Origin of the sequence: Clostridium sp. AF17-21AC (genome assembly GCF_003461365.1) — a bacterium.
GTDB classification, from domain to species: domain Bacteria; phylum Bacillota; class Clostridia; order Lachnospirales; family Lachnospiraceae; genus Coprococcus; species Coprococcus ammoniilyticus.
In genome coordinates this window covers 1-21,674 of the sequence record NZ_QTWY01000004.1, presented here as the reverse complement: position 1 = coordinate 21,674, position 21,674 = coordinate 1, and the positions used below count along the sequence as shown (strand labels likewise).

Below are 21,674 nucleotides of genomic sequence, written 5' to 3'. Positions count from 1 at the left end.
CCGATAACTTTGGCCTTTCTTCATCATTATCGTTTTTTATTCCTCAAGCTTCAGGTCATCCACAATATCAACCGGAAGATCCCTAAGTGATACATAGATGCTTCCACAGATCACCAATGTGGATGCGATCAGTCCGATACCAAATGCCCACCAGGCAATGGTCGGTTTTATATATAAAAGCATGCTGAGATATTCATAGATATATATTGTAAATATCGTACCGAATAAAAATCCAAGAATATTCGATAAGGCAGTTGCCATCACTCCCTCTAACATGACCGTATGGATCAACCTCTTTCTGGACATTCCAAGTACCCGGAGCTGCGCCAGTTCTTTTCGCCTCATATGCAGATTTCCTGCTGTGGTATTAATGATATTCACTGAACTTAATATAAATACAAAGGCAGCAAACGCCAACGCATACCGCATTACATTTCTGACATAGGCATATCCATACAAAACATCCGTAAGATCGGACGATAGCATGTCAAAATAGGATATCGGAACACTGTCAAGATCGATCGCATACTTTACTCCCGTCATATCCTGTTCATCAAATCCGGTCAGATCGAAATAAGAATCTCTTTTCATATAGATATCAGCCCATTCCGGAATTATCTGATCTCCAAAATCCAGAACACCCTGAACCGTATAAGTCCGATAATATCCTTCCGCAATGAGTTCCTGCCGGATGCGTTCAGCGATCACATACTGTTCCAGTCCGGTCGATCTTCCCTCTTTTGTTGCCCGTTCTTCCGAAACATATTCACCATCTGCATCTTTCTCAGAACTGACCAAAACACTTTCCGCTATCATTTTTTCATAAGCGTCCTGATATCGTTTTTTATATTCCTTGTAATCGACCAGTTGGATCGTATCTCCTACCTGAAGATCATATGTATCAAAATGTTTTCCCAGATCATACAATGTCAGCTTTTCATCACCCGTCCAGGAATAATCCATTACACTTCCTCCACCGATGACCAGGATACCATCGTCATCCAGATCTGCTGTTCCACTCTTTATAAACTCTGACAGATAATCCAGATCGTTCTGATCACAGCCTTCAATGCTTATAAATGAACTATTCAGACTGTCAACAGTCTTTTCATATTCTACATCATCTTTCTCGCTGTATTCCTTTGTATTCCGCTCTCTCCATCTCTGCATCATTGCTTCGATGCCACTTCCCAAACTCGTCTGTTCTGCATAATCTTTGTTAAGCTTGCCATAATAGGTTTCGGGATCTACCAGATTTCCTCTGGCACTATATACCATTTTTGTTTCTGTTACATAGTAATGCAAAGAATTCTCTTTGATCTCTTCAACAGAGGGCAAATATTCACCCTGTATCGATTCCACATCACTAAATATGCTGGCAGGCGATTGGTATTGGTTTTCTTCCAGATACCTGCCATACATATCATCAATATTCTTTTTCGTATCACGAACCATACCCCAGGTACTCAGACATATAACAGTCGCAGTTATGCTGAGCATCATAGCAGTTACCGTCTTTGCAAACCGCCCGCTGTTCCGCAATACGCTTTTCCTTGCATAGGCTCCTTCAATACCGAACAGCCGTCCCATCAGACCATTGCCACGGATCTTGATCTTCTCCTTTTTGACCCGGTACTCTCCACGGACTGCACTGACCGGTGACATCTTCGTTACAATCTTTGAACACTCCTGCATTACAAAATACAGATCCCCAAGATATGCGATCAGTATCGGAATAACCGGGCCGATATGGAATCCAACATCTACATTCTTTAAAAAGCCAAGGATCACACTGACGAATGTTCCGAGCAGTACACCGGCTGCAATGCCTGTCAGTTCCATGCCCGCTCCCATCCTGTATATGATCCGGTTCAACTGTCCTTTGGTTGCTCCGATGCACCGCAGGATTCCATAATCCTTTACCTGCTCTAACGTGAACATCTGCACCGTATTTCTGATCATTCCGACAGCAAAGATTGCAAAGATATAAGCAACCAACAGAACAAGGATCAATACAACACCAAGCAGACCATCTGAATCCTGAAGATATAACACAGCCAATTCATTATTCAGCCTTGCATCCACTCCGTAATCCGCTTTCATGGCCTCCATGACCGACTCCATCTGATAAGGATGTCTGATATTCACATATAAAGCATTTTTATAATTTACTTCTACAAATCTTTCTTCATCACTGACATATTCTTCACCGGAATACGCCCCGCTATATGCCTGAAGTACCCGGTCATCTGCTGCGATCTGCGCTAATCTGTCTGTATCTTCTGACAGAAAAACGATCTCATAGTCTGCTTCTTTCTTCACTTCCTGCCGTGTCTGAAGCACATACGAATATCCAAAATTCAATGCTGTATATAGCACCGCCACTGTGATCATCACCCCAACGATCGTAACGATGCATCGCCTTTTACCTGCTTTTAGATAATAAAGTGCAAGTTTTTTATAATCTGTCATTCATTACCTCCCCGTGATATATATGAAAAAAAGATAGATACCTCTTCGTTGTATCTATCTTCTCACTTCTATCTTACATTCCCGTGAATATCTGTGTATTCTTTTCTTACAATATTGTAAGAAAGAGATAATTTCCTACATCAATTCCCATCACCATAGTATTTTCTGTTATTGCTTCACATTAATTTCTTTAGAATTCTTTTTAGAATCAGCTTAATCTACATGTACAAATGTAATGATAAACCAGGTATATGCTCCTTCTTCACTCCGCACCGTGATCTTGCCGCCCATTCCTTCTACGATAGATTTTGTAAGGGATAAGCCGATTCCAACACTGTTCGGATTCACATCATGGTGTACACGGTAGAATCGTTTAAATATATTTCCGAGATCCTTCTCTGCGATTCCCATTCCATGATCCTTGACATAGATCCTGGTAAAGACCGGATTGTGTTCTACCTCAACCGTGATCTCTGTCTTCTCCGGTGAGTAGTCTGATGCATTCTTCAAAAGATTGATGATCGCCTCTACGAGCCAGTCACCGTCACAGACCAGCTTCCTGCCATCTTCACAGATTACATGAACCTCCTGTTCCCTGCTCTCCGTCAGATAGGTTACGCTGTCTCTTGCCTGTAATAATAACAGCTTCAGATCACATTCTTTTCGGTCAAACTGGATTGCTCCCGCCTCGATCCGGGCAAGCTTTAAAAGAGATAATACCATCCATTCCATTCTGGTAAGCTGATTTTTTGATTCATTAAGCACCCGCATCCGTTTTTCTTCATCTGTAAAGGAATCATCTAACAGCAGATCGATGAATACATTTAAGGATGCCAGCGGTGTCTTAAGCTGATGAGAGATATCTGACATGATATCACGTAAGAATACTTTCTCTGACATTTCCCGCTCTTTACTTTCTTTTAAAAATGTCACCATCTTATAAAAGTTCGTATATAAGATTCCGATCGTGCCCTGCATGTATTCTTCCTCCGGCAGTTCATCTTCTCCCTGAAGCACACGAAGCATCTCATCCGACACATGCTCAATCTCCCGATAAGTATGGCCGATCTCCCGATAACTGATGAAAAACAGAATTACAAGCCCAACCGCTAACATCAGCAAAATAACTGCAATTCTCTTTTCATCGCCACCGAACAGGAACCGTATACCGATTCCAACCACTGCCAGCAATATTACAGCCAGGATCACAAATCGTTGTATGAACCGTTTTCTCTCAAAATCACTTTTCAAGATTTTAGTTTCCTCTTTTAAACATCTCTTCCCACATTTACAAGAACCATAGCTGACATCTTCGGCACCTTCATATAAAGCATATTATGCTCTACTTTGTAGTCACAGGTTTCCAGACTGTAGCCTTCTTCATTTGTAAGCATCACTCTGCGCATGATCTCATGGTTCTTGACCCCAATCCGTCTGACATGCAGCTTCACATCGATGTCTTCATAATTTGTATTCAGGATCACAACCAGTTGCTCCGTATCTGTGAACCGTCCATATGCGATAATCTTATGTGCTCCATGCAAGAACATAACCGAGCCTCGGATCAGAGCCTCATAGTTCTTATGGATACAGATCATGTCTTTATGAAACCGGATCAGTTCCATATCTTCTCTGCCCCACGGATACGTTCTACGGTTATCCGGGTCAGTCCAGCCACAAAGTCCTGCTTCATCTCCATAGTAGATCGTCGGAGCTCCCGGCCAGGTCATCTGGAATACAACGCCCTGACGGAATATACTCTTATCGATACCCTCATTTGCCGCCTGCGGCCCCATCGTATGCGTACGTCCGACTCTCCGGTTTGTACGGGTTAAGAATCTGGAATGATCGTGGTTTGATAATTCATTCATTGCAATCTCAAGGGATGGACGCTGGAATCTCGCCATATGATAATTCATGGCTCCCATAAATGTATCCGGATTACCCAACAGATCACCACGGAACTCATCACTGTGTTTCTCAACACCAGTCAGAAACCAGGTAATCGGCTCCATAAATGCATCATAGTTCATAACGGTATCCCACTGATCGCCCTTTAACCAAGGCTTTGGATCTCCATAATGCTCTGCCAGTACAATTGCATTTGGATTTGCCTCTTTGACTGCGTTACGGAACATTCTCCAGAACTTATGATTATATTCCTCCGAATGTCCGAGATCTGCTGCAACATCCAGTCGCCAGCCATCCACGTTATATGGAGGGGACACCCATTTCTTTGCTATATTCAAAATATATTCCACCAGTTTTGGGGAATCTTCATAGTTCAGCTTTGGAAGTGTATCATGCCCCCACCAACCATCGTAGGTGGTATTATACGGCCATACCTCTTCGTTATAAAACTTAAAGAATGACTTATACGGACTGCTCCAGGATACATATGCTCCCTTCTCGTAGCCTTCCTGATTCTCATAGATACACTCACGATCCATCCATTTGTTGAAGGAACCGCAATGGTTAAATACACCATCTAAGATAACACGCATACCACGGCTGTGAATCTCCTCCACCAGTTCTGCAAAAAACTGATTGCTGGCTTCCAGATTCCGTTTGTCGGTTACACGGCTGATATATTTTGTTGCTCTTTTATTCTCTTTTACGCCATCCGGCAGGCATTCGCCCTCGTCCACAACGATCTTTCCGAAATGCGGATCAATATAATCATAATCCTGAATATCGTATTTGTGGTTGGATGGTGATACAAATAACGGATTAAAATAGATAACATCTACGCCCAGATCCTGCAGATAATCTAACTTATCCTTAACACCCTGAAGATCTCCGCCATAGAAACGTCCGACATCCATATTTGCCGGATATTCATACCAGTCCTTCACCTGTCTGGTAGGACTGTCGATGTAGCAGTATTCGTTGTCCAGTACATCGTTCGATGGATCTCCATTACAGAAACGATCCACATAGATCTGATAAAAGACAGCTCCCTTTGCCCAATCCGGTACATCAAAGCCCGGACAGATTTCAAAGTTATAGTCCGGATTCACATTCTTCTGTACACCGATCCTATTATAATAACAGGTCACACAGCCCGAATGGACCTCAAAATAATAGGATATATATTTCTCTCCGGCGGGGATCACCGCCGTATAGTAATCAAATAAATCATCGGATTCTTCAACAGACATGACGAGTTGCTCGCCATTGTAGATCAAATAAACTTCATCGGCATTATCTGCACATGTTCGAAATCTAACCTTCACCTGGTCATTGATTCCAGGCTCCTGCGGTATTCTGTAGTATTCAGAACCATCGGAAAACAATCCCCCTACATTGATAACCGGCTTCAGATCATATATATAATCATGAATTCTTTCTGCGTTCGTGTATTTGTCGGACATTCAAAACTCTCCCTTTCGTTTATGCCTTTTCATTCTAATACTTTTTTAATAAATAGACAACCTTTTTATGCTGACAACCAATGGCAAAAACTAAGCCCCACAGCATCCTCCGCCGCTCCCCGGGAGTCTGCCCCTGTTATAAATACCTTGCTACGTTTTCTATTCACTGCACATGTCTGATTCGTAAATACTCCTGTGCTAACTCGCCTTCGGCTCAAACAAGCACCCGTATTTACTGACAATGTGCAGTTCATAACGAAAGCCTTGCAATGGTATTTATAACAGGGGCAGACCCCCGGGGAGCGGTGGAGGATGCTGTGGGGCTTTTTATACGGACTATTGCCATGAAAATTGTCTAGGCAAAAGATAAGACATATAGGTCTGGGGCTGCCTGTCTATCTGTATTATAATATAACGTTTTTGAGGATTTCGTCGTTTACTGCACATTGTCAGTAAATGCGGGTGCTTGTCTGAGCCCGAAGGGCGAGTTGCACAGGAGCATTTACGAATCAGACATGTGCAGTGAACAGAAACCGCAGAAAGTTATTTATAATGCAGATAGACAGGCAGTCCCAGACCGTCAGGATGAATGAGTAGTGCCCGCCATAAAAATAAAAGAGACAGTCAACGCACGACTGCCTCTTTTGGAGAAGGTATTTTGTTACTTATGGGGTGTAGCCAAAACTATATAATGTATTGGGGGGTTACAAGTATTATTATATACAAATGCTTCTAAAAGTCTGCCCAAACATTTTTTTATTTTAAAAATTTTATTGTGCAAAACAGAGAGCGGCGTTTTTTGAAATTATTCAAAAAACGCCGTTTTTGTGCAACATGTACAATTTTTTATTGGTTTTCAATCAATTTGTTCGTGTTACTATTGTCTATATTGTTGAAGGCTCTGCGTTTGCAGTAGAGTTTGCATTTGGAACATCATCAAACAATGCTTCAAACTCAGCCCGGTCGATTCTCTCTTTCTCAAGGAGAAGCGCTGCACATTTATGAAGGATGTCTTCATGTGCTTCAAGGATTGCTCTGGCATCTGCGTAACATTCATCGATGATGCGCTTAACTTCCTTATCGATTGCTCCCGCAACCTTCTCACTGTAATTCTTCGCGTGACCAAGATCACGTCCAAGGAACACTTCTTCCTGATCATCGCTTTCATAATTGATCAGTCCAAGCTTCTCAGACATACCATACTTGGTAACCATTGCTCTGGCATACTGGCTTGCCTGTTTGATATCCTGCGAAGCACCTGTTGTGATATCCTCAAGGATCAGTTCTTCCGCGATACGTCCGCCAAGGCTTACCTTGATATCCTCTAACATCTTTGCCTTTGTCATGAATACGTTGTCATTTTCAGGAAGCGGCATCGTATATCCACCTGCACCGGTTCCGGTCGGGATGATAGATACGGTATAAACCGGTCCCACATGAGGAAGCAGATGAAACAGGATCGCATGACCAGATTCATGATAAGCGGTAATTCTGCGCTCGCTCTCCGGTACCAGACGGCTCTTTTTCTCTCCACCGATCCCTACTTTGATAAATGATTTATCTACATCTTCTTTTACAATATAAGCACGGTTATCCTTCGCTGCACAGATCGCAGCTTCGTTCATCAGGTTCTCCAAATCAGCACCTGCAAAACCTGCCGTTGTTCTTGCAATATCATTCAGATTTACATCTTCTGCAAGTGGCTTATTCTTTGTATGAACCTTCAGGATCTCTTCTCTACCCTTGACATCCGGACGATTTACGAATACCTTACGGTCAAAACGACCCGGTCTTAAGATCGCATGGTCAAGAATATCCACACGGTTGGTTGCTGCAAGAACGATAATTCCTTCATTTACACCGAAACCATCCATCTCAACAAGCAACTGGTTCAAGGTCTGCTCTCTCTCATCATGTCCACCGCCAAGTCCGGTACCACGCTGTCTTGCAACAGCATCGATCTCATCGATGAAAATAATACATGGCGCATTCTTCTTTGCTTCGTCAAACAGATCTCTTACACGGGAAGCACCGACACCGACAAACATTTCCACAAAATCAGATCCCGAAATGCTGAAGAACGGTACACCGGCTTCGCCTGCAACCGCCTTTGCCATCAATGTCTTACCGGTTCCCGGAGGTCCTACTAACAGAACACCCTTAGGGATTCTGGCTCCAACCTTTACGAATCTTCCCGGATTCTTAAGGAAGCTGACGATCTCTTCCAGATCTTCTTTCTCCTCATCCAGCCCTGCTACATCTTTAAATGTAACCGTCTTTCCGATATCTTCATTCTTCTTGGCACGGCTCTTTCCGAAGTTCATCATCTGTCCGCCGGATCCACCACCCTGGATTCGTCCGATCATGAATGTCATGATAATGACCATAATGATCATAATGATCAGATATGGGATCCACATGCCAAGCATGCTTTCCTTCTGCACATCATACAGATTATACTTTGCCAGTTTTACCTGATCCTCTGCAGAAGCTGTCGCATTCTTCTTATCAACTGCTGCTTCATAGTCATTATAGATCTTAATAATCTCATTAACATCTGCCGCATAGAATGTAAGCTGTTTTCCGGAAACAAACTCCACATCCACGGTTGCTGTCGGCACATTTGTATTCTGTGTAATATCTACCGCTGCGATATTTCCCGCGTTCAGATCTGCCGAAAATTCCGTATAGCTGTAATTGGTCGCAACATTACTGCTGCCACCCAGCCATTTGTTGATCAGCAGGAATCCGACAATAAGGATGATCGCATAGATCACAACAGCACTTCTTGCTCTCTTCTTATTCATTGTCTACTCCTTCATTTTGGTCTGTCTTTTTATATAAACAGTCTGATATCTACTGTTCAATCACTCCGATATATGGAAGGTTCCTATACTTCTGTGCACAATCAAGTCCATATCCTACTACAAAACGATCCGGGATCGTAAATCCTGTCATATATAATTCAACCGGAATCACACGTCTCTCCGGCTTATCAAGCAGAGTTATTACCTGCATGCTCGCCGGCTTTCTGTTATTTAATAATTTGATCAGATACGACAGCGTTCTTCCTGAATCGAGAATATCTTCAACGACGATCACATCTTTTCCTTCTATTGATTCGTCCAGATCCTTATTCAGCTTCACAATTCCTGATGATTTCGTATCATCTCCATAACTGCTGACTGACATAAAATCCATGGTTACAGGAACCGTGATCTTCTTCGCCAGCTCACACATGAAGAATACACTTCCTTTTAATATTCCGATCAGATGAACGGTCTTTCCTGCATATGCTTTATCAATAGCTGCTGCCATCTCTGAGATTCTGTTATCTACTTCAGTTTCAGATATCATGACTTTAATCTGCTCTTTCATCTTCATTTTCTCCTTCTGGTATATATTCTAAACATATCACTCTTTTTGTATCAGGCCGTACCTTGTACTTCTCACTCAACCGGATGCCCACTGCCCAGATGATGTCATGTCCGGAAGCTACAAGCGGTATCTGCAAACGCTCTGCCACCGGTATCTTGCAAGATGAAAATAACCGGTTTATCTTCTTCGTTGAGCCGTCTGATGCGATCACCATATAGTCATTTTCCATATATTTCCTGATAGTAATGCCATTCTGTATTCTATCATAATCTGCAAACTTCGTATACTCTTTTTTTGTTAAATCTAAATGAACAGATTTCTCAAATATTTCAATCTTCATCCTTCCCATTCCGGGCAGGATATATTCACCTGCACCTTTTATAACTATCTCCTGCCAGTCGACATCGCGTGCGCCCTCTGCTGTCTTCTCAAAACACAGGTATCCATAATTCTGATATACCATTCCATCATGCGGAAGCATGATCCGACTTCCCGCAGCTGCCTGATACAGCTTCTTCACTTCTCTTACATGGTTCTGACCGACATCCTTTCTTCCGCCGCTGACTCTGCCAATCAATTCTAAGATCACAAGATCCTCGATCAGTTCATCCTGTTCCCGCAGCTTCCTGATTTCCAATACATATGCATCTGTTTTTCCGGTCTGTTTCCGTATCTCCATATGTTCATCCAGAAAATATCCTACCTGCTTCGTCACATAGGTATCATACATAGCCGCATAGGCTGCTGCCTGACTGATATGTGCCGCTGCTTGTGTGTTTATCTCATTAAGTGCCGGAATCACCTGATTACGGATCTTATTTCTGGCATAATCATTTTCCAGATTTGTGGAATCCGTACAATACTGTATCTCCTGCTGTTCCAGATAAGCCTCAATCTCCTGTCTGGTACATGAAAGTAACGGACGCACGATCCGGTCCCGCTTTACCGGTATTCCGGCCATTCCGGCGATCCCCGTTCCCCTTACCATGTTGAGCAGTACCGTCTCTGCTACATCATTTTTGTTATGAGCAACTGCCACCTTATAATCAGTGATGCCATACTTGTCCGCTGCCCGGGCAAATGCCTCATACCGGGCATTTCTTCCCGCTTCTTCCTCCGTCAGCTTCTGTTCCTTTGCAAGCTGCGGCACATCGATATGGTAACAGTCACATGGTATTCCAAGCTTCTTACAATACTCTGCCACATAAGATTCATCTGCATCTGCCTCTGTTCCGCGGATCATATGGTTAACATGGACAGCATACAGCTTGAGCTCCATTTTCTCCCGAAGCCCTGCCAGAACCGTCAGCAGACAGATGGAATCCGCTCCGCCGGACACACCAACGATGCAGACATCTCCTGCTTTAAGCAAATTTTTTTCTTTTATAAATTGATAAATCTGTTCTTCTAATGTATTTTCTGTCATCTGTTTTCCACACCTGTCCGTCTTCTATGATTCGGATATTCGATCATCTATATTCATTACCTGTATCTTTGTATGCATATTGTATATACGTTTCTTTAAAATCCTGCATCCACCGATATATGCAGCTTCGTTATTTTACATCTGTCATATACATTTCTTCGTTATCTTAATACAAGCCTGCTATAAATTTCAAGTAACAAACCGGAAAGTTTATGCTATTTCCAATTTTGCCACGATCACCGTCACATCATCCTCAAGTCTGCCTTCACAACGCAGAAGCACCTGTGAAATGATATACTCCAGCGTTTCCTTGCAGTCCTCCGTATCCAGATTCTCCAGGATCTCACGCATATCCTCTTCATCCCCAAATGCTCCATCACTCACCATCACCAGTCGATCCTCCGGTTCCAGCTCCTGATGGATCACATCACATTCTGCCTCCGGCAGAACTCCGATCGGAAGTGAAGCCCCACAAAGAACCTCGATTCCCTCTGAATGTATAATATATGTCGGTGCTGCCCCCTGCTTATACTGTGTCAGCTCCCCGTTGTACAGGTCTACGATTCCCATATCAAAGGTTGTAAAACACCGTCCGCTGTTTTTTTCGGAAATGCAATTATTGGAAAATGCAATTCCATAAGAAGGATCAAAGCCAGCATCCAGCAGTTCTTCCATCGTGTCAATCATCAACGTACTCTCGCAGGATGCAAGGCTTCCGCTTCCCATCCCATCCGAGATCATCATTACAAGTCTGCCATCCTCATGCTCCTTCACCGAAAAATTGTCTCCCGATACATTGGAACCATATTTCTTGATCCTTCTGACAAAATAACTGCAGCGATACCTCGCACATTCCTCAAATGTGATCACACGGTCATTTTCAGATATGATCGCTGAAGTATCCTCGGATGCCCGGATTGGCTTATCAAAAACCTCTGAAAGAATGTCTGCTGCATCCTTTGACAACATGATTTTCTGATTCTTTGTTCTGGCTGTTATATAATATTGTACATGATCCATTTCATTCTTCATCGAAGAAAGGTGCGTCATGATCACCCCCTGTTCCAGAAAGCGCGTCCGCAACTGCTCCTCCCGGTTAAACGGAACCGGTTCTGCCGTTTCCAGATTATCGGAAAATCTTCCGATCATATCTCCGATCTCACCCAGATCTACCTTGGCAGCCGCCGGGCCACATCCGGCAAGCGTATATTCGATCCGTTTAAATGCCCCGGATAATTCCCGTATTTTCTCTGCCGTTATCCGGTTGATCTCCGTTGCTGTCTGAAAATTATACTGCGACTGGATCCAGCCATCCCTGACGGTAAGCATCCATTTTGGTGTCGCTGCAAATAACAGCACTGCACTGCCAGCACTTTTTATCCCCTCAGGTGTCAGAAAATATGGATCGTAAGTAAGTCCGATCAATATACATGCAAGCAGCACTGACACAATAGTGCCTGTTTTCTTCTTATCCGACAGTGCTCTGCCCGCAAGCACCAGGATCGCACAGATAAAAAAACTTCCGACAAATTCTGCTTGTCCGCTTTTGATCGCTGTGATCAGACCACATACACCCGTTACCGCCATTCCATATCCGGCTCCAAACCGATGCAACGTATACCAGGACAGATACAGACCGGTCATCAGCAGCCAGGTAACAACTCCTCCTATTTTATATGGCATTCCCCATATACATACTGTAACTACTATCAGTATTCCAAGCAATTCTTCATTATAATGATCCCGTTCCCTCTTATGCAGCAGGATAACCTCCAGACCTTTGCGGAATGCAGGAATCAATCCTGTCGAGATCACCGCCTCGCAGCCGGCAGCCGGCAGGGCATTCTGCACCGGTTCGACCATCAGACCACAGACCGTACTGATTCCAAAGACAAGTATGGCGCATATGCCAGCCAGAATCCACCGGATATTGGTTCCATATGATTGTTTCACACCTTTTCGTTTTGTCTTTTTTCCACTTCTGTCTGTGTGTTCGGACAGGTTTCTCCGAACTCCCTCCGTCAGGTTCAGACCGACCAGAACACCGATCAGTATCAAACTATATTTTAACAGAAAATATGTAACCGGAAGCTGCTGTTCCCCCATTACATACGGTCCCATCTGAAAAACGTTTCCTGCATTCCAACCGCCGATCCCATACATAACTGCTCCGCCAAAGAGCATAGCTGCAAACAACCCAAACGTACTTTGTCTGATGCTGTAAACCGCTGCCAGCATCGGAACCATAAACGGATGCATTCCAACAACCGCAGAATGGCCACACAGAAAGCCCAGCAGATACAACAAAACCCGATTCACCTTTTTTTCTTTCATATATATGTCCTCCCTTTTTGCCTTAAGTGTCAGACATTATACGGAGACTGAACGTAAAAAAAAAGCGAAAGCTGAAAACAGCTATCACTTTTCTTTGACTCTTTTTTATATTTCTTTCTTAATTCTGTGTTTATTCTTCAGGGCGAATCACTATTTCGTCAGGATATACCAGCCCAAGCTGATTTCTTGCAACATCCTCAACGTATTTCTTCGTCTTCATATAGTCTTCTTTTTCTTCTAGTTTCTTATGCTCGTTCTGTGCATCTTCAATCTGGGCAGTAATCTCTGCTGCCTGTACCTGCAACTCTGCTTTCTTCTCCCTTAACTGAATCGACTTCACCAACACGACAACAACCAGTAAAAGAAGAGTGATCAGAATAATAGCGGTACTGATCTTCGATTGTTTTCTTCCGGTATTGCTTCTACCCATGGTCCATTTCCCCTGTTTCCTGCTTCTTTTCGAACAGACCTGTTCTGCTATAAAAACAGTTCTTTCGAAGTGTATTGACATAATTTTACCTTCTCGAACAAATTATGTCAACAAGCATTTTTGCCTTTAAAATCACTTTTCTCAACCCCATTTTCACCCCATACAATATGTAGTCCAGCAGTCTAGAAACAACCCAATTTATAGTAGCAAAATACACCCCGGCTCCCGAAAAAAATCCTAAAAAAATATACAGCCGAATCTCTCCGCTATTATAATAAAACATCACCAGAATAACCATTGCACATAATGCAAGCCAAAACATCAGATCAAAAATACCGATCCAGACGTCATGCATCTTTATCACTTTTTTCAAAGCATAAAAACAACTTATCAGAAAACTAATGATTACGCCGCATAACACACATACGACAAACGCAGTTGACTGTTGTTCCATCATTTCCGTCATTATTTAAACAACCTCTTAAGCGAAAATGTTCCGTCCTCTTTATCTGTCATATAACAAATACAGTCAACCTTTCCATTCATGTCAAGAACGCCCTTGTCAATATCCAGATTCGTCATATGCATATCTTTTCCGGTCAGCTTCATTTTTCCGGCCTTTGTGAGAAGATATACCAGATCCGGTTCAAACGAGATTACCTTTTCCACTCCGGTTATCTTTGCTTCCTTTCTGTCATCCATGATCAGTTTATGTCCATCGGAATTTCCTGTGCTCTGTACCTTCTCCATGTATTCCCCTTTTCCAAAAAGCCTTCAGAAGCTTTCTTAAGTCTGTTAGAACAGTATATGAAGCTTATACCTGCAGTAGAACCTATTCTCAATCCCATATCTCAACAAACAATTCTTCCAGCTTGCCGATATTGATCAGTTTTGACTGATTTTTATTTTTTGTTCTTTACCATCTCTTAGCCATAAATTTATATCCATTCGTATTTGTAAGAGTATAATTCCCCACATTTGCCACATACTAACTCTAAAGCTAAAACCTAGCAAAAAAGGATGTATTTTTATTACAACAAAAAATCATTCTTACAAAATATGGGTATTGGAGGAAAATTAAGTATGAGACCCACAGGAATTGTCAGACGTATCGACGATCTGGGCAGGATCGTTGTTCCGAAAGAGATCCGGCGTGTGCTTCGGATCCGGGAAGGTGATCCCCTTGAGATCTTTACCGGAAAAGACGGCGAAGTTATCATAAAAAAATATTCCCCGCTCGGCGAGCTCGGAACCTTTGCACAGCAATATGTAGATTCCATTTCACAGATCCTCGGCTGTCCGGTATGCGTCACTGACCGCGATCAGATCATTGCAGTAGCCGGCATGCCAAAGAAAGAGTTGGTCGGCAAATCCATCCACAAGGATCTGGAGGATGTCATCAATGACCGGGAAGCTGTAATTGCCCGCCGCGGTGATACAAAATATGTCAACATCACTTCCGATGACACTGACTATGCCGGACAGGTGATCCAGACGATCATCTGTGAAGGTGACGCGATCGGAGCGGTCATTGTATTGAGCAAAGATGACAAAATGCGTTTCGGGGAAACTGAACAGAAAACCGCGATCATTGCTGCTAATTTTCTCGGAAAACAGATGGAGAACTAATTCTATGTCATTTGCCTTGAGAAATGGCGAAAAATCAAGGTTTTTCAAGGCAAAATGGCGTTCTAACCTTGACAAATACTGGCATTTTAGGTATAAATATACATGTTGGGGCGTGACTTACGCCAGGAGTTATCCGGTTTAGCTCACCAGGATAATATATTATGAGTATTTTAGGAGGATTTTTTCGATGAACAAGACTGAATTAGTTGCTGCTATAGCAGAAAAGACAGAATTATCAAAGAAAGATGCTGAGAAGGCTTTAAAGGCTTTTACAGACGTTGTAGCTGAAGAATTAAAGAAGGGTGAGAAGGTTCAGTTAGTTGGTTTCGGTACATTCGAAGTTGCTGAAAGAGAAGCAAGAGAAGGTAGAAACCCAAGAACAGGCGAAACAATGACAATCGCTGCTTCTAAGTCTCCAAAATTCAAAGCTGGTAAGGCTTTAAAGGATTCACTTAACTAGTTTTTTATAGAACGAATCAAGTACTTAAGGGATGCTGCATCGTATAAATCAGCATCCCTTTTGCTTTTCTGTTTTCCAGAATAATCGGACTGCAGTCTTGTATGATATGATTATTTGCCGGAATAACCCGACTGTCTTCTGGCAATACTTCTGATAGATGCAAAAAACAGCGTACTGCCGGTTGTCCCTGCATACCTGTTATATGTATCAATTCATTAAATAAGCAGGAGGCAATAACTATGGTCTTAAAAGAAAAGGAAAAACAGGCGATCAAGGATCTTCAGACACTGGAACAGGCCTGCATTGACAAATACGACAAATATGCAGCCCAGGCAAAGGATCCTGTGTTACAGGAATTATTTACCACGCTGAAGGGAAATGAACAGAAGCACTATGACAGTCTGGAGCAGGTTCTGACCGGAACCGTACCAAGCTGCAACTGCAATGACAGTGATGGCAGAGACTACGACCCAAAAGCTACCTACAGTCAGCTCGGACAGTCTCAGGATAAGAAGGATGATGCCTTTCTTGCAACAGACTGTATCACCAGCGAAAAGCTCGCATCCTCTGAATATAACAGTGATGTATTCATATTTGGTGACAGTGCGATCCGTAAGCTTCTAGCTGACATCCAGGTCGAAGAGCAGAATCACGCCGAAATGCTCTTCAAATACAAAACAGTAAATGGAATGGCATAAGCCTTCCAACAAAATACTCTTACGACTATATGGAACACTATCATTTAAAATACAAAAGGAGATATACAAATGAGATTAGACAAATATTTAAAGGTTTCACGACTGATCAAAAGAAGAACCATCGCAAATGAAGCCTGCGACGCCGGACGTGTTATGATAAACGACAAGGTTGCCAAGGCATCCACTGATGTGAAGGTCGGCGACGTTATCGAGATCGGCTTCGGCAACAAGACCGTCAAAGTCGAGGTAACGATGATTGCCGACTCCACTAAAAAAGAGGACGCCAAAGACATGTTTCGCTATTTGTAAAACGAACAAAACAAATGTCCTACCCACAACAGCCTGACTATAATTGACTCGCACAATTTCTATTCGCTGCACATGCCTGATTCGTAAATCCTCCTGTGCCAACTCGTCCTTCGGACTCAAACAGGCACCCGTATTTACTGGCACTGTGCATCTCATTACGAAATTTTTGCTAATGTCAATATATAGTCAGGCTGTTGTGGATAGGACATTTGTTTTTGTCTTTGATACAGACATAAAGTCTGCCTGTCTGGCTGCTATATAATAAACAATGACATTCATGTAGTTTCGTAATGAGATACACTCTAGCCGTCAGCACCAAGCCCATGTCTGAACCCGTAAGGGTGAGTTTGGGCGACTGCTGACAAACAGGCGAGTGTATCGAGTAGAAACGAAATGAGTCATGTGTTTATATAGCAACCAGACAGGCAGACTTTATGTCGTCATGAAAGGCGTTACGGCTGTTTAGTTTGAGGTTTTGATTTCAAGTTCCGGCATGGTGGAGGCAACCTTGGTGTTTGCAGGGATGGACTTCGTCACGAAGGTATTTCCCGCCACTACGGAATTTGCACCAATAATGGTCTCGCCACCAAGAATGGTTGTATTCGCATAGATAACTACATTGTCTTCTATGGTTGGGTGACGTTTGACACCGGACAACTGCTGGCCCTTTCTGGTCGACAGCGCACCAAGGGTAACCCCCTGATAGATTTTTACATTATTTCCAATATCGGTTGTTTCACCGATAACGATTCCGGTTCCATGGTCAATAAAGAAATATTCACCAATATTGGCACCCGGATTGATATCTATTCCTGTCTCACCATGTGCATATTCTGTCATGATCCTTGGAATAAACGGTACCTTCATCTGATAGAGCACATGTGCATATCGGTATACAAATATCGCAAATAACCCCGGATAGGAGAAGATGATCTCTTCACGGCTGTTTGCAGCCGGATCTCCGTTATATTCTGCTTCTACGTCTTTGCAAAGAAGTGCCTGAACCTCCGGTATACAACGGATAAAGCCCAGAGCTTTCTCCTGCGCTTCCTCTGTGATCTCCTGATAACTCTTAGCATCATTTTTATAACTCAATGCCACCTTGATCTGACGGAATAATTTATCATATATCAATGACAACTTATGTCCTGCAAAATACTCCTTATTAGCATATGCCATATTCTCTCTCCCGAAGAAACCCGGAAATGTTACTTTCCGCAATTCATCCACAAAATCAATGATCTCATCCTTTTGCGGAAGTCGCTCTCCGAGTGACAGATCAAATAATTTCTGATCCGAATAATTCTTATTTAATGCCTCAGCCATTTCTGCAACGACTGCTTTTACATCATTTTCAAATTCCATTCCAGTCTTACTCCATTTCGTTTCCTAATATCAATATATGCAGCGTAATATCATATGTCCTGTAAAACATCATCCATCTCTAACTGCATATAGCATTAGTATAACATCTCAATAGAAAATGTAAATAATAGTTTTATCATTACACTTCAACAGAAAATACAAATACTGTTTTTTCGGTTTCTTGCTATTTTCTGTCATAATCATATCCTGGATGAACCCTGTTCTTACTCTTCAGTTTAGTTATGATCAGAGCAAGCGTCTGCATTTTAACCGGCTTCTCAACCTGACCGGACATACCTGTTATAGCTGCCATCCGCATAGCCTCTGGTGTTGCGTGATAAGTCATTGCCAGAATCGGTATCGTTTTTGCCTGCGGATGATCCATCAGCCGGATTCTTCTGGCTGCCTGATAGCCATCCATATCCGGCATATCAGCGTCCATCAATATATACTGGAACTTTTCATGCTTTGAACGTTTAAACATCTTCAATGCCTGCTCTCCGCTCTTTGCTATGGTACATTCCGCTCCTCTTTTGGTCAATGCCTCCCGCAAAAGCAGTCCTTCCATATCATTATCATCGACCAGCAGAAAACGTTCGCCTACGAATGCGACCCTTGGAAGTGCTTCACGGATCTGTCTTTCTTTTTCCCGTTCTTCCTCCGCCGCTCTTTCAGCCGCTTCCTCTTCGGTTTCTTCTTCCAAAGCCCCTTCCTGTGCTAACCGGTACTCCCGGACGGTTTCCTCCATCACTGCATTCATACGCCGCAACTGTACATTATTTTCCCGGTGCATATCAGCCGTCTGTCGCTCATATTCATACCAGGTCCTCATATGGATCGCTCCGACCGTACCTACTGCCAGCACTAACATGATACATGCAATGATCACAACCGTAACCATCCATGAACGTGACACCTTCTTCTGATAATCCGTCAATACACTCTGTACCACTGCACACGGCGCCTGAAATACGAGAAAGAACTCCGTTCCTTCTAATGGCTGGTAATAGAAATATTCTGCATTTTTTCCTTTATATAGGGTAACACAATTCTGTCTGCCTTCGCTGAAATCCTCTGTGATCTGTGCATATTGTTCCTCTCCGATCACCGACTCATCCAGATAGTGATCAAGGATATTATAATTGCGCACAATACCCTCGTTATTATCCAGATCCGCATATGTTACCATGCTGTCTGCATTTGTCACATAGAGTTTTGCCTGTCCCCCGTATGCGGAATCAATAAACAGATCATTTACCCTATTTGTATTATAAATAAACGCTATGACTTCATATTCATTTTCATTTACATAGAACGCTTCATATTTTTTTGCTACAACAAATATTTCTTCTCCGTTTCTCCAGGTACAATATTGGACAGACTGACCGCCAACATCAAACAGAGTGCCCTTTGTATCACCCAAATCCAATGTTCCTGTTTTGCCATCATCACAGATATATTTTCCGGTATGATCAACGAATACGATATCCCGTACAGAATCATTCTCCATAGCTATAAAATAATCTTCATAATCTGCCAGTACAACAGACCTCGTTTTGCCATCAAACAGATAGTTCTCAAGACGTTCTGTTTCTTCATACATTGAATTAATCTGCATTTGATAGGAATGTTCTACCTGTTCCATCATTGCTGCGATCGTATTCTTACTGGATATATCAACATATTGTTCAAATTTGGAAAATACATTCCCACCCCAGATAATAAGCGCTATCAGAATAGCACTAAATAGAAATAATAGAAATGCAACTTTTTTATCCCGTTGCGTTCTGACATATGTTATCTTACTCATACGTTTATAGTCTCACCTTCGAGACCGTCCCCCCTTTTTCTTTTTTCCGTTTTTCGAAAGACCTTATCTGATTTTCTTCCATCAAGATCTCTCTAGCATTGCAATTACTATAACCGATATTTCGACATTGTGCAACTATTTCTTTTTTCAGTTAGAATTCATTCGCTATATTTCGACATAAATAACAGGAAAAAGCACCCTGATATGCATTTCTGCATACCAGAGTGCCTGACCTTTACTTGTTGTTTTTATAGATTCGTTTTATTTACGATCTGCACGATCATTTTTCTTTTTTACAACAATCACTGTTACAACTCCTGCTGCACTGAGCATAAACAGGATTACAAGTGGCATAAGTGGAGCATCATCGCCGGTTTTTGGTGTATCCGGTGGAGTGGAAGGTTTGTCTTCCGTTGTCGTGATCTCCGTAGTGTCTTCTGTCTCAGTTGTATCTTCTGTTTCAGTTGTGACCTCTGTTGTATCTTCCGTTGTGGTTGTAATCTCTGTTGTATCTTCCGTCGTGGTTGTAATCTCTGTTGTATCTTCCGTCGTGGTTGTAATCTCTGTTGTATCTTCCGTTGTAGTTGTAACTTCTGTCGTATTCTCTGTTGTAGTTGTCTTATCATATGTATCGACAAATGCAACATTTACTGTTTCATCTACAACTACTGTTGCTTCTGCTGACTTACCATCCTTCTGAAGGCCTGTTCCTACTACGTATTTGATGCTGCTTGTTTCATATCCATCAATATCATACTGTATTTCTTCAATGGTATAAGTTCCAGCCGGCTTATCCAGTTCTAATGTATATTTCTTTGTCGATACATCATACTGGAAATCAGTCAGTGCATATGTCTCGGAATTACCTGCTTCGTCTGTAATCTTGAACTTGATCACATTTTCAGCTTCTGCCTTATCGACATCACCAACAACGGTCTTTGTTAATACAAGTTTACCCTTTGTGCTGGTTCTTGTATTTGTAATTGTAATCTCACCTGTTGCAGGATCTGTTGTTATGCTGTCGGTATATTCCTTAGGTACATTTACTTCCTTGACCGTATACTGGATTAATCCGTTTGCATCATATTTCGGAAGATTATCCCAAGTCTTTGTCCAACCATTGCTTTCATCAAGCTGTACCGGAATTCCTGATATAGTTGTTCCGGCATAAAGCTGTACCGTTACAAATCCAGGTCTCTTATTGGCCTTGTTGTTATTATCGTTCCATGCTTTCTTAACAGTTACGGATGTAGTCAGATATGTATATGTATTTGTTACGGTTGCATTGACAACTGTATCCTTTGTTACATTTACATCACCTTCGCCACTGACTGTCAGATCATAATTCGTAATTGCTGTTCCGGTTGGAGCTTCGCTTACGTTGTATGTGCCTACCGGGATGTCATTGATTGTTACGCTTCCGTTTGCCGGCACGCTGATTCCTGTCTTGGTTGCTGTTATGCTTCCATCCTCTTTGACATATTCTCCACTTGCATTTGTTACATAGATCGTAAATGTCTTGTTCGCATCGAAGGTATATCCTGCAACTGCCTTGGCTACCGTTAAGCTTCCCTTATCCTGAGTATAAGTGTTCGTTACAGTTGCGGTCGCTGTCGCATCCTTTGTTACTGTTACATCACCTGCACCACTTACTGTTAAGCCATAATCCTTAACCGCGGTTCCATTTGCTTCCTCACTTACTGTATAAGTTCCTACCGGAATGTCATTGATCGTTACGCTTCCGTTTGCCGGCACGCTGATTCCTGTCTTGGTTGCGCTTATGCTTCCATCTGCAAGAACATATTCACCACTTGCGTTTGTTACATAAATTGTAAAGTTCTTACCTGCTGCTCCAAAGTCATATCCTACAACTGCCTTGGCTACCGTCAGGCTTCCCTTATCCTGTGTATAAGTGTTCGTTACGGTTGCTGTTGCTGTCGCATCCTTGGTGACGGTGACATTACCTTCACCACTGACTGCTAAGCCATA

17 protein-coding genes are annotated in these 21,674 nt (G+C 42.5%); 4 read left to right on the top strand and 13 right to left on the bottom strand.

The features are described from left to right. Positions 1 to 36: 36 nt before the first annotated feature. The 10 genes from DWW85_RS06960 to DWW85_RS06910 all read right to left on the bottom strand — a co-directional run bounded on the left by DWW85_RS06960 (position 37) and on the right by DWW85_RS06910 (position 14,164). Entirely contained in the window at positions 37 to 2,472 is a 2,436-nt protein-coding gene (locus DWW85_RS06960) for an ABC transporter permease (RefSeq protein WP_117808154.1), read from the bottom strand. Between the two features lie 213 nt (positions 2,473 to 2,685). Next, positions 2,686 to 3,723, bottom strand: coding sequence for a HAMP domain-containing sensor histidine kinase (locus tag DWW85_RS06955; RefSeq protein WP_117808153.1), 1,038 nt, complete (start codon positions 3,721 to 3,723; stop codon positions 2,686 to 2,688). Positions 3,724 to 3,740: 17 nt separating this feature from the next. Beyond that, positions 3,741 to 5,846 carry a glycoside hydrolase family 13 protein gene (locus DWW85_RS06950; protein ID WP_117808152.1) on the bottom strand — a complete coding sequence of 702 codons (2,106 nt, stop codon included), beginning with the start codon at positions 5,844 to 5,846 and terminating at the stop codon, positions 3,741 to 3,743. Between the two features lie 884 nt (positions 5,847 to 6,730). Further along, the gene (ftsH, locus tag DWW85_RS06940) at positions 6,731 to 8,653 is read right to left on the bottom strand and encodes an ATP-dependent zinc metalloprotease FtsH (RefSeq protein WP_008402561.1); all 1,923 of its coding nucleotides are present in this window, start codon (positions 8,651 to 8,653) and stop codon (positions 6,731 to 6,733) included. Between the two features lie 49 nt (positions 8,654 to 8,702). Continuing rightward, complete coding sequence (hpt, locus tag DWW85_RS06935) at positions 8,703 to 9,224, bottom strand: hypoxanthine phosphoribosyltransferase (RefSeq protein WP_117808150.1); 522 nt, start codon at positions 9,222 to 9,224, stop codon at positions 8,703 to 8,705. Next, positions 9,208 to 10,650 carry a tRNA lysidine(34) synthetase TilS gene (gene tilS, locus DWW85_RS06930; protein WP_117808149.1) on the bottom strand — a complete coding sequence of 481 codons (1,443 nt, stop codon included), beginning with the start codon at positions 10,648 to 10,650 and terminating at the stop codon, positions 9,208 to 9,210. The genes hpt and tilS overlap by 17 nt, the downstream gene beginning before the upstream one ends. Before the next feature lie 210 nt (positions 10,651 to 10,860). Beyond that, on the bottom strand, positions 10,861 to 12,984 hold the full coding sequence (locus tag DWW85_RS06925) for a SpoIIE family protein phosphatase (RefSeq protein ID WP_117808148.1): 2,124 nt from the start codon (positions 12,982 to 12,984) through the stop codon (positions 10,861 to 10,863). Positions 12,985 to 13,114: 130 nt separating this feature from the next. Next, positions 13,115 to 13,414, bottom strand: coding sequence for a septum formation initiator family protein (locus DWW85_RS06920; protein ID WP_117808147.1), 300 nt, complete (start codon positions 13,412 to 13,414; stop codon positions 13,115 to 13,117). Between the two features lie 85 nt (positions 13,415 to 13,499). After that, entirely contained in the window at positions 13,500 to 13,880 is a 381-nt protein-coding gene (yabQ, locus tag DWW85_RS06915) for a spore cortex biosynthesis protein YabQ (protein ID WP_117808146.1), read from the bottom strand. After that, positions 13,880 to 14,164, bottom strand: a complete 285-nt coding sequence (locus tag DWW85_RS06910; protein ID WP_117808145.1) for a YabP/YqfC family sporulation protein — start codon at positions 14,162 to 14,164, stop codon at positions 13,880 to 13,882. Before DWW85_RS06910 ends, yabQ begins: the two co-directional genes overlap by 1 nt. 333 nt (positions 14,165 to 14,497) lie before the next feature. On the opposite strand from DWW85_RS06910, the gene spoVT reads away from it, so the two are divergent. The 4 genes from spoVT (at position 14,498) to DWW85_RS06890 (ending at position 16,510) form a co-directional block, all read left to right on the top strand. Continuing rightward, positions 14,498 to 15,043 carry a stage V sporulation protein T gene (spoVT, locus tag DWW85_RS06905; protein ID WP_021943528.1) on the top strand — a complete coding sequence of 182 codons (546 nt, stop codon included), beginning with the start codon at positions 14,498 to 14,500 and terminating at the stop codon, positions 15,041 to 15,043. A gap of 187 nt (positions 15,044 to 15,230) precedes the next feature. Next, positions 15,231 to 15,503, top strand: a complete 273-nt coding sequence (locus DWW85_RS06900) for an HU family DNA-binding protein (RefSeq protein ID WP_117808144.1) — start codon at positions 15,231 to 15,233, stop codon at positions 15,501 to 15,503. Positions 15,504 to 15,742: 239 nt separating this feature from the next. Next, a complete protein-coding gene (locus DWW85_RS06895) occupies positions 15,743 to 16,201 on the top strand; it encodes a ferritin-like domain-containing protein (RefSeq protein WP_117808143.1) in 459 nt (152 codons plus the stop codon). Positions 16,202 to 16,270: 69 nt separating this feature from the next. Continuing rightward, positions 16,271 to 16,510, top strand: a complete 240-nt coding sequence (locus DWW85_RS06890) for an RNA-binding S4 domain-containing protein (RefSeq protein WP_117808142.1) — start codon at positions 16,271 to 16,273, stop codon at positions 16,508 to 16,510. A gap of 462 nt (positions 16,511 to 16,972) precedes the next feature. Here the strand turns inward: DWW85_RS06890 and epsC are convergent, their stop codons facing one another. The 3 genes from epsC to DWW85_RS06875 all read right to left on the bottom strand — a co-directional run. Continuing rightward, positions 16,973 to 17,875, bottom strand: coding sequence for a serine O-acetyltransferase EpsC (gene epsC / locus DWW85_RS06885; protein ID WP_021943530.1), 903 nt, complete (start codon positions 17,873 to 17,875; stop codon positions 16,973 to 16,975). Between the two features lie 184 nt (positions 17,876 to 18,059). Further along, positions 18,060 to 19,685: a response regulator gene (locus DWW85_RS06880; RefSeq protein ID WP_117808141.1), complete on the bottom strand. Its 1,626-nt coding sequence runs from the start codon at positions 19,683 to 19,685 to the stop codon at positions 18,060 to 18,062. A gap of 261 nt (positions 19,686 to 19,946) precedes the next feature. Next, the coding region (locus tag DWW85_RS06875; protein ID WP_117808140.1) for a Cna B-type domain-containing protein at positions 19,947 to 21,674 on the bottom strand (1,728 nt) is incomplete at its 5' end.

Bases quoted from the DNA above. Each gene is read 5' to 3' on its own strand.
- DWW85_RS06960 (WP_117808154.1), bottom strand. From the start codon at position 2,472: ATGACAGATTATAAAAAACTTGCACTTTATTATCTAAAAGCAGGTAAA.
- DWW85_RS06950 (WP_117808152.1), bottom strand. From the start codon at position 5,846: ATGTCCGACAAATACACGAACGCAGAAAGAATTCATGATTATATATAT.
- ftsH (WP_008402561.1), bottom strand. From the start codon at position 8,653: ATGAATAAGAAGAGAGCAAGAAGTGCTGTTGTGATCTATGCGATCATC.
- hpt (WP_117808150.1), bottom strand. From the start codon at position 9,224: ATGAAAGAGCAGATTAAAGTCATGATATCTGAAACTGAAGTAGATAAC.
- tilS (WP_117808149.1), bottom strand. From the start codon at position 10,650: ATGACAGAAAATACATTAGAAGAACAGATTTATCAATTTATAAAAGAA.
- DWW85_RS06925 (WP_117808148.1), bottom strand. From the start codon at position 12,984: ATGAAAGAAAAAAAGGTGAATCGGGTTTTGTTGTATCTGCTGGGCTTT.
- DWW85_RS06920 (WP_117808147.1), bottom strand. From the start codon at position 13,414: ATGGGTAGAAGCAATACCGGAAGAAAACAATCGAAGATCAGTACCGCT.
- yabQ (WP_117808146.1), bottom strand. From the start codon at position 13,880: ATGACGGAAATGATGGAACAACAGTCAACTGCGTTTGTCGTATGTGTG.
- DWW85_RS06910 (WP_117808145.1), bottom strand. From the start codon at position 14,164: ATGGAGAAGGTACAGAGCACAGGAAATTCCGATGGACATAAACTGATC.
- spoVT (WP_021943528.1), top strand. From the start codon at position 14,498: ATGAGACCCACAGGAATTGTCAGACGTATCGACGATCTGGGCAGGATC.
- DWW85_RS06900 (WP_117808144.1), top strand. From the start codon at position 15,231: ATGAACAAGACTGAATTAGTTGCTGCTATAGCAGAAAAGACAGAATTA.
- DWW85_RS06895 (WP_117808143.1), top strand. From the start codon at position 15,743: ATGGTCTTAAAAGAAAAGGAAAAACAGGCGATCAAGGATCTTCAGACA.
- DWW85_RS06890 (WP_117808142.1), top strand. From the start codon at position 16,271: ATGAGATTAGACAAATATTTAAAGGTTTCACGACTGATCAAAAGAAGA.
- epsC (WP_021943530.1), bottom strand. From the start codon at position 17,875: ATGGAATTTGAAAATGATGTAAAAGCAGTCGTTGCAGAAATGGCTGAG.
- DWW85_RS06880 (WP_117808141.1), bottom strand. From the start codon at position 19,685: ATGAGTAAGATAACATATGTCAGAACGCAACGGGATAAAAAAGTTGCA.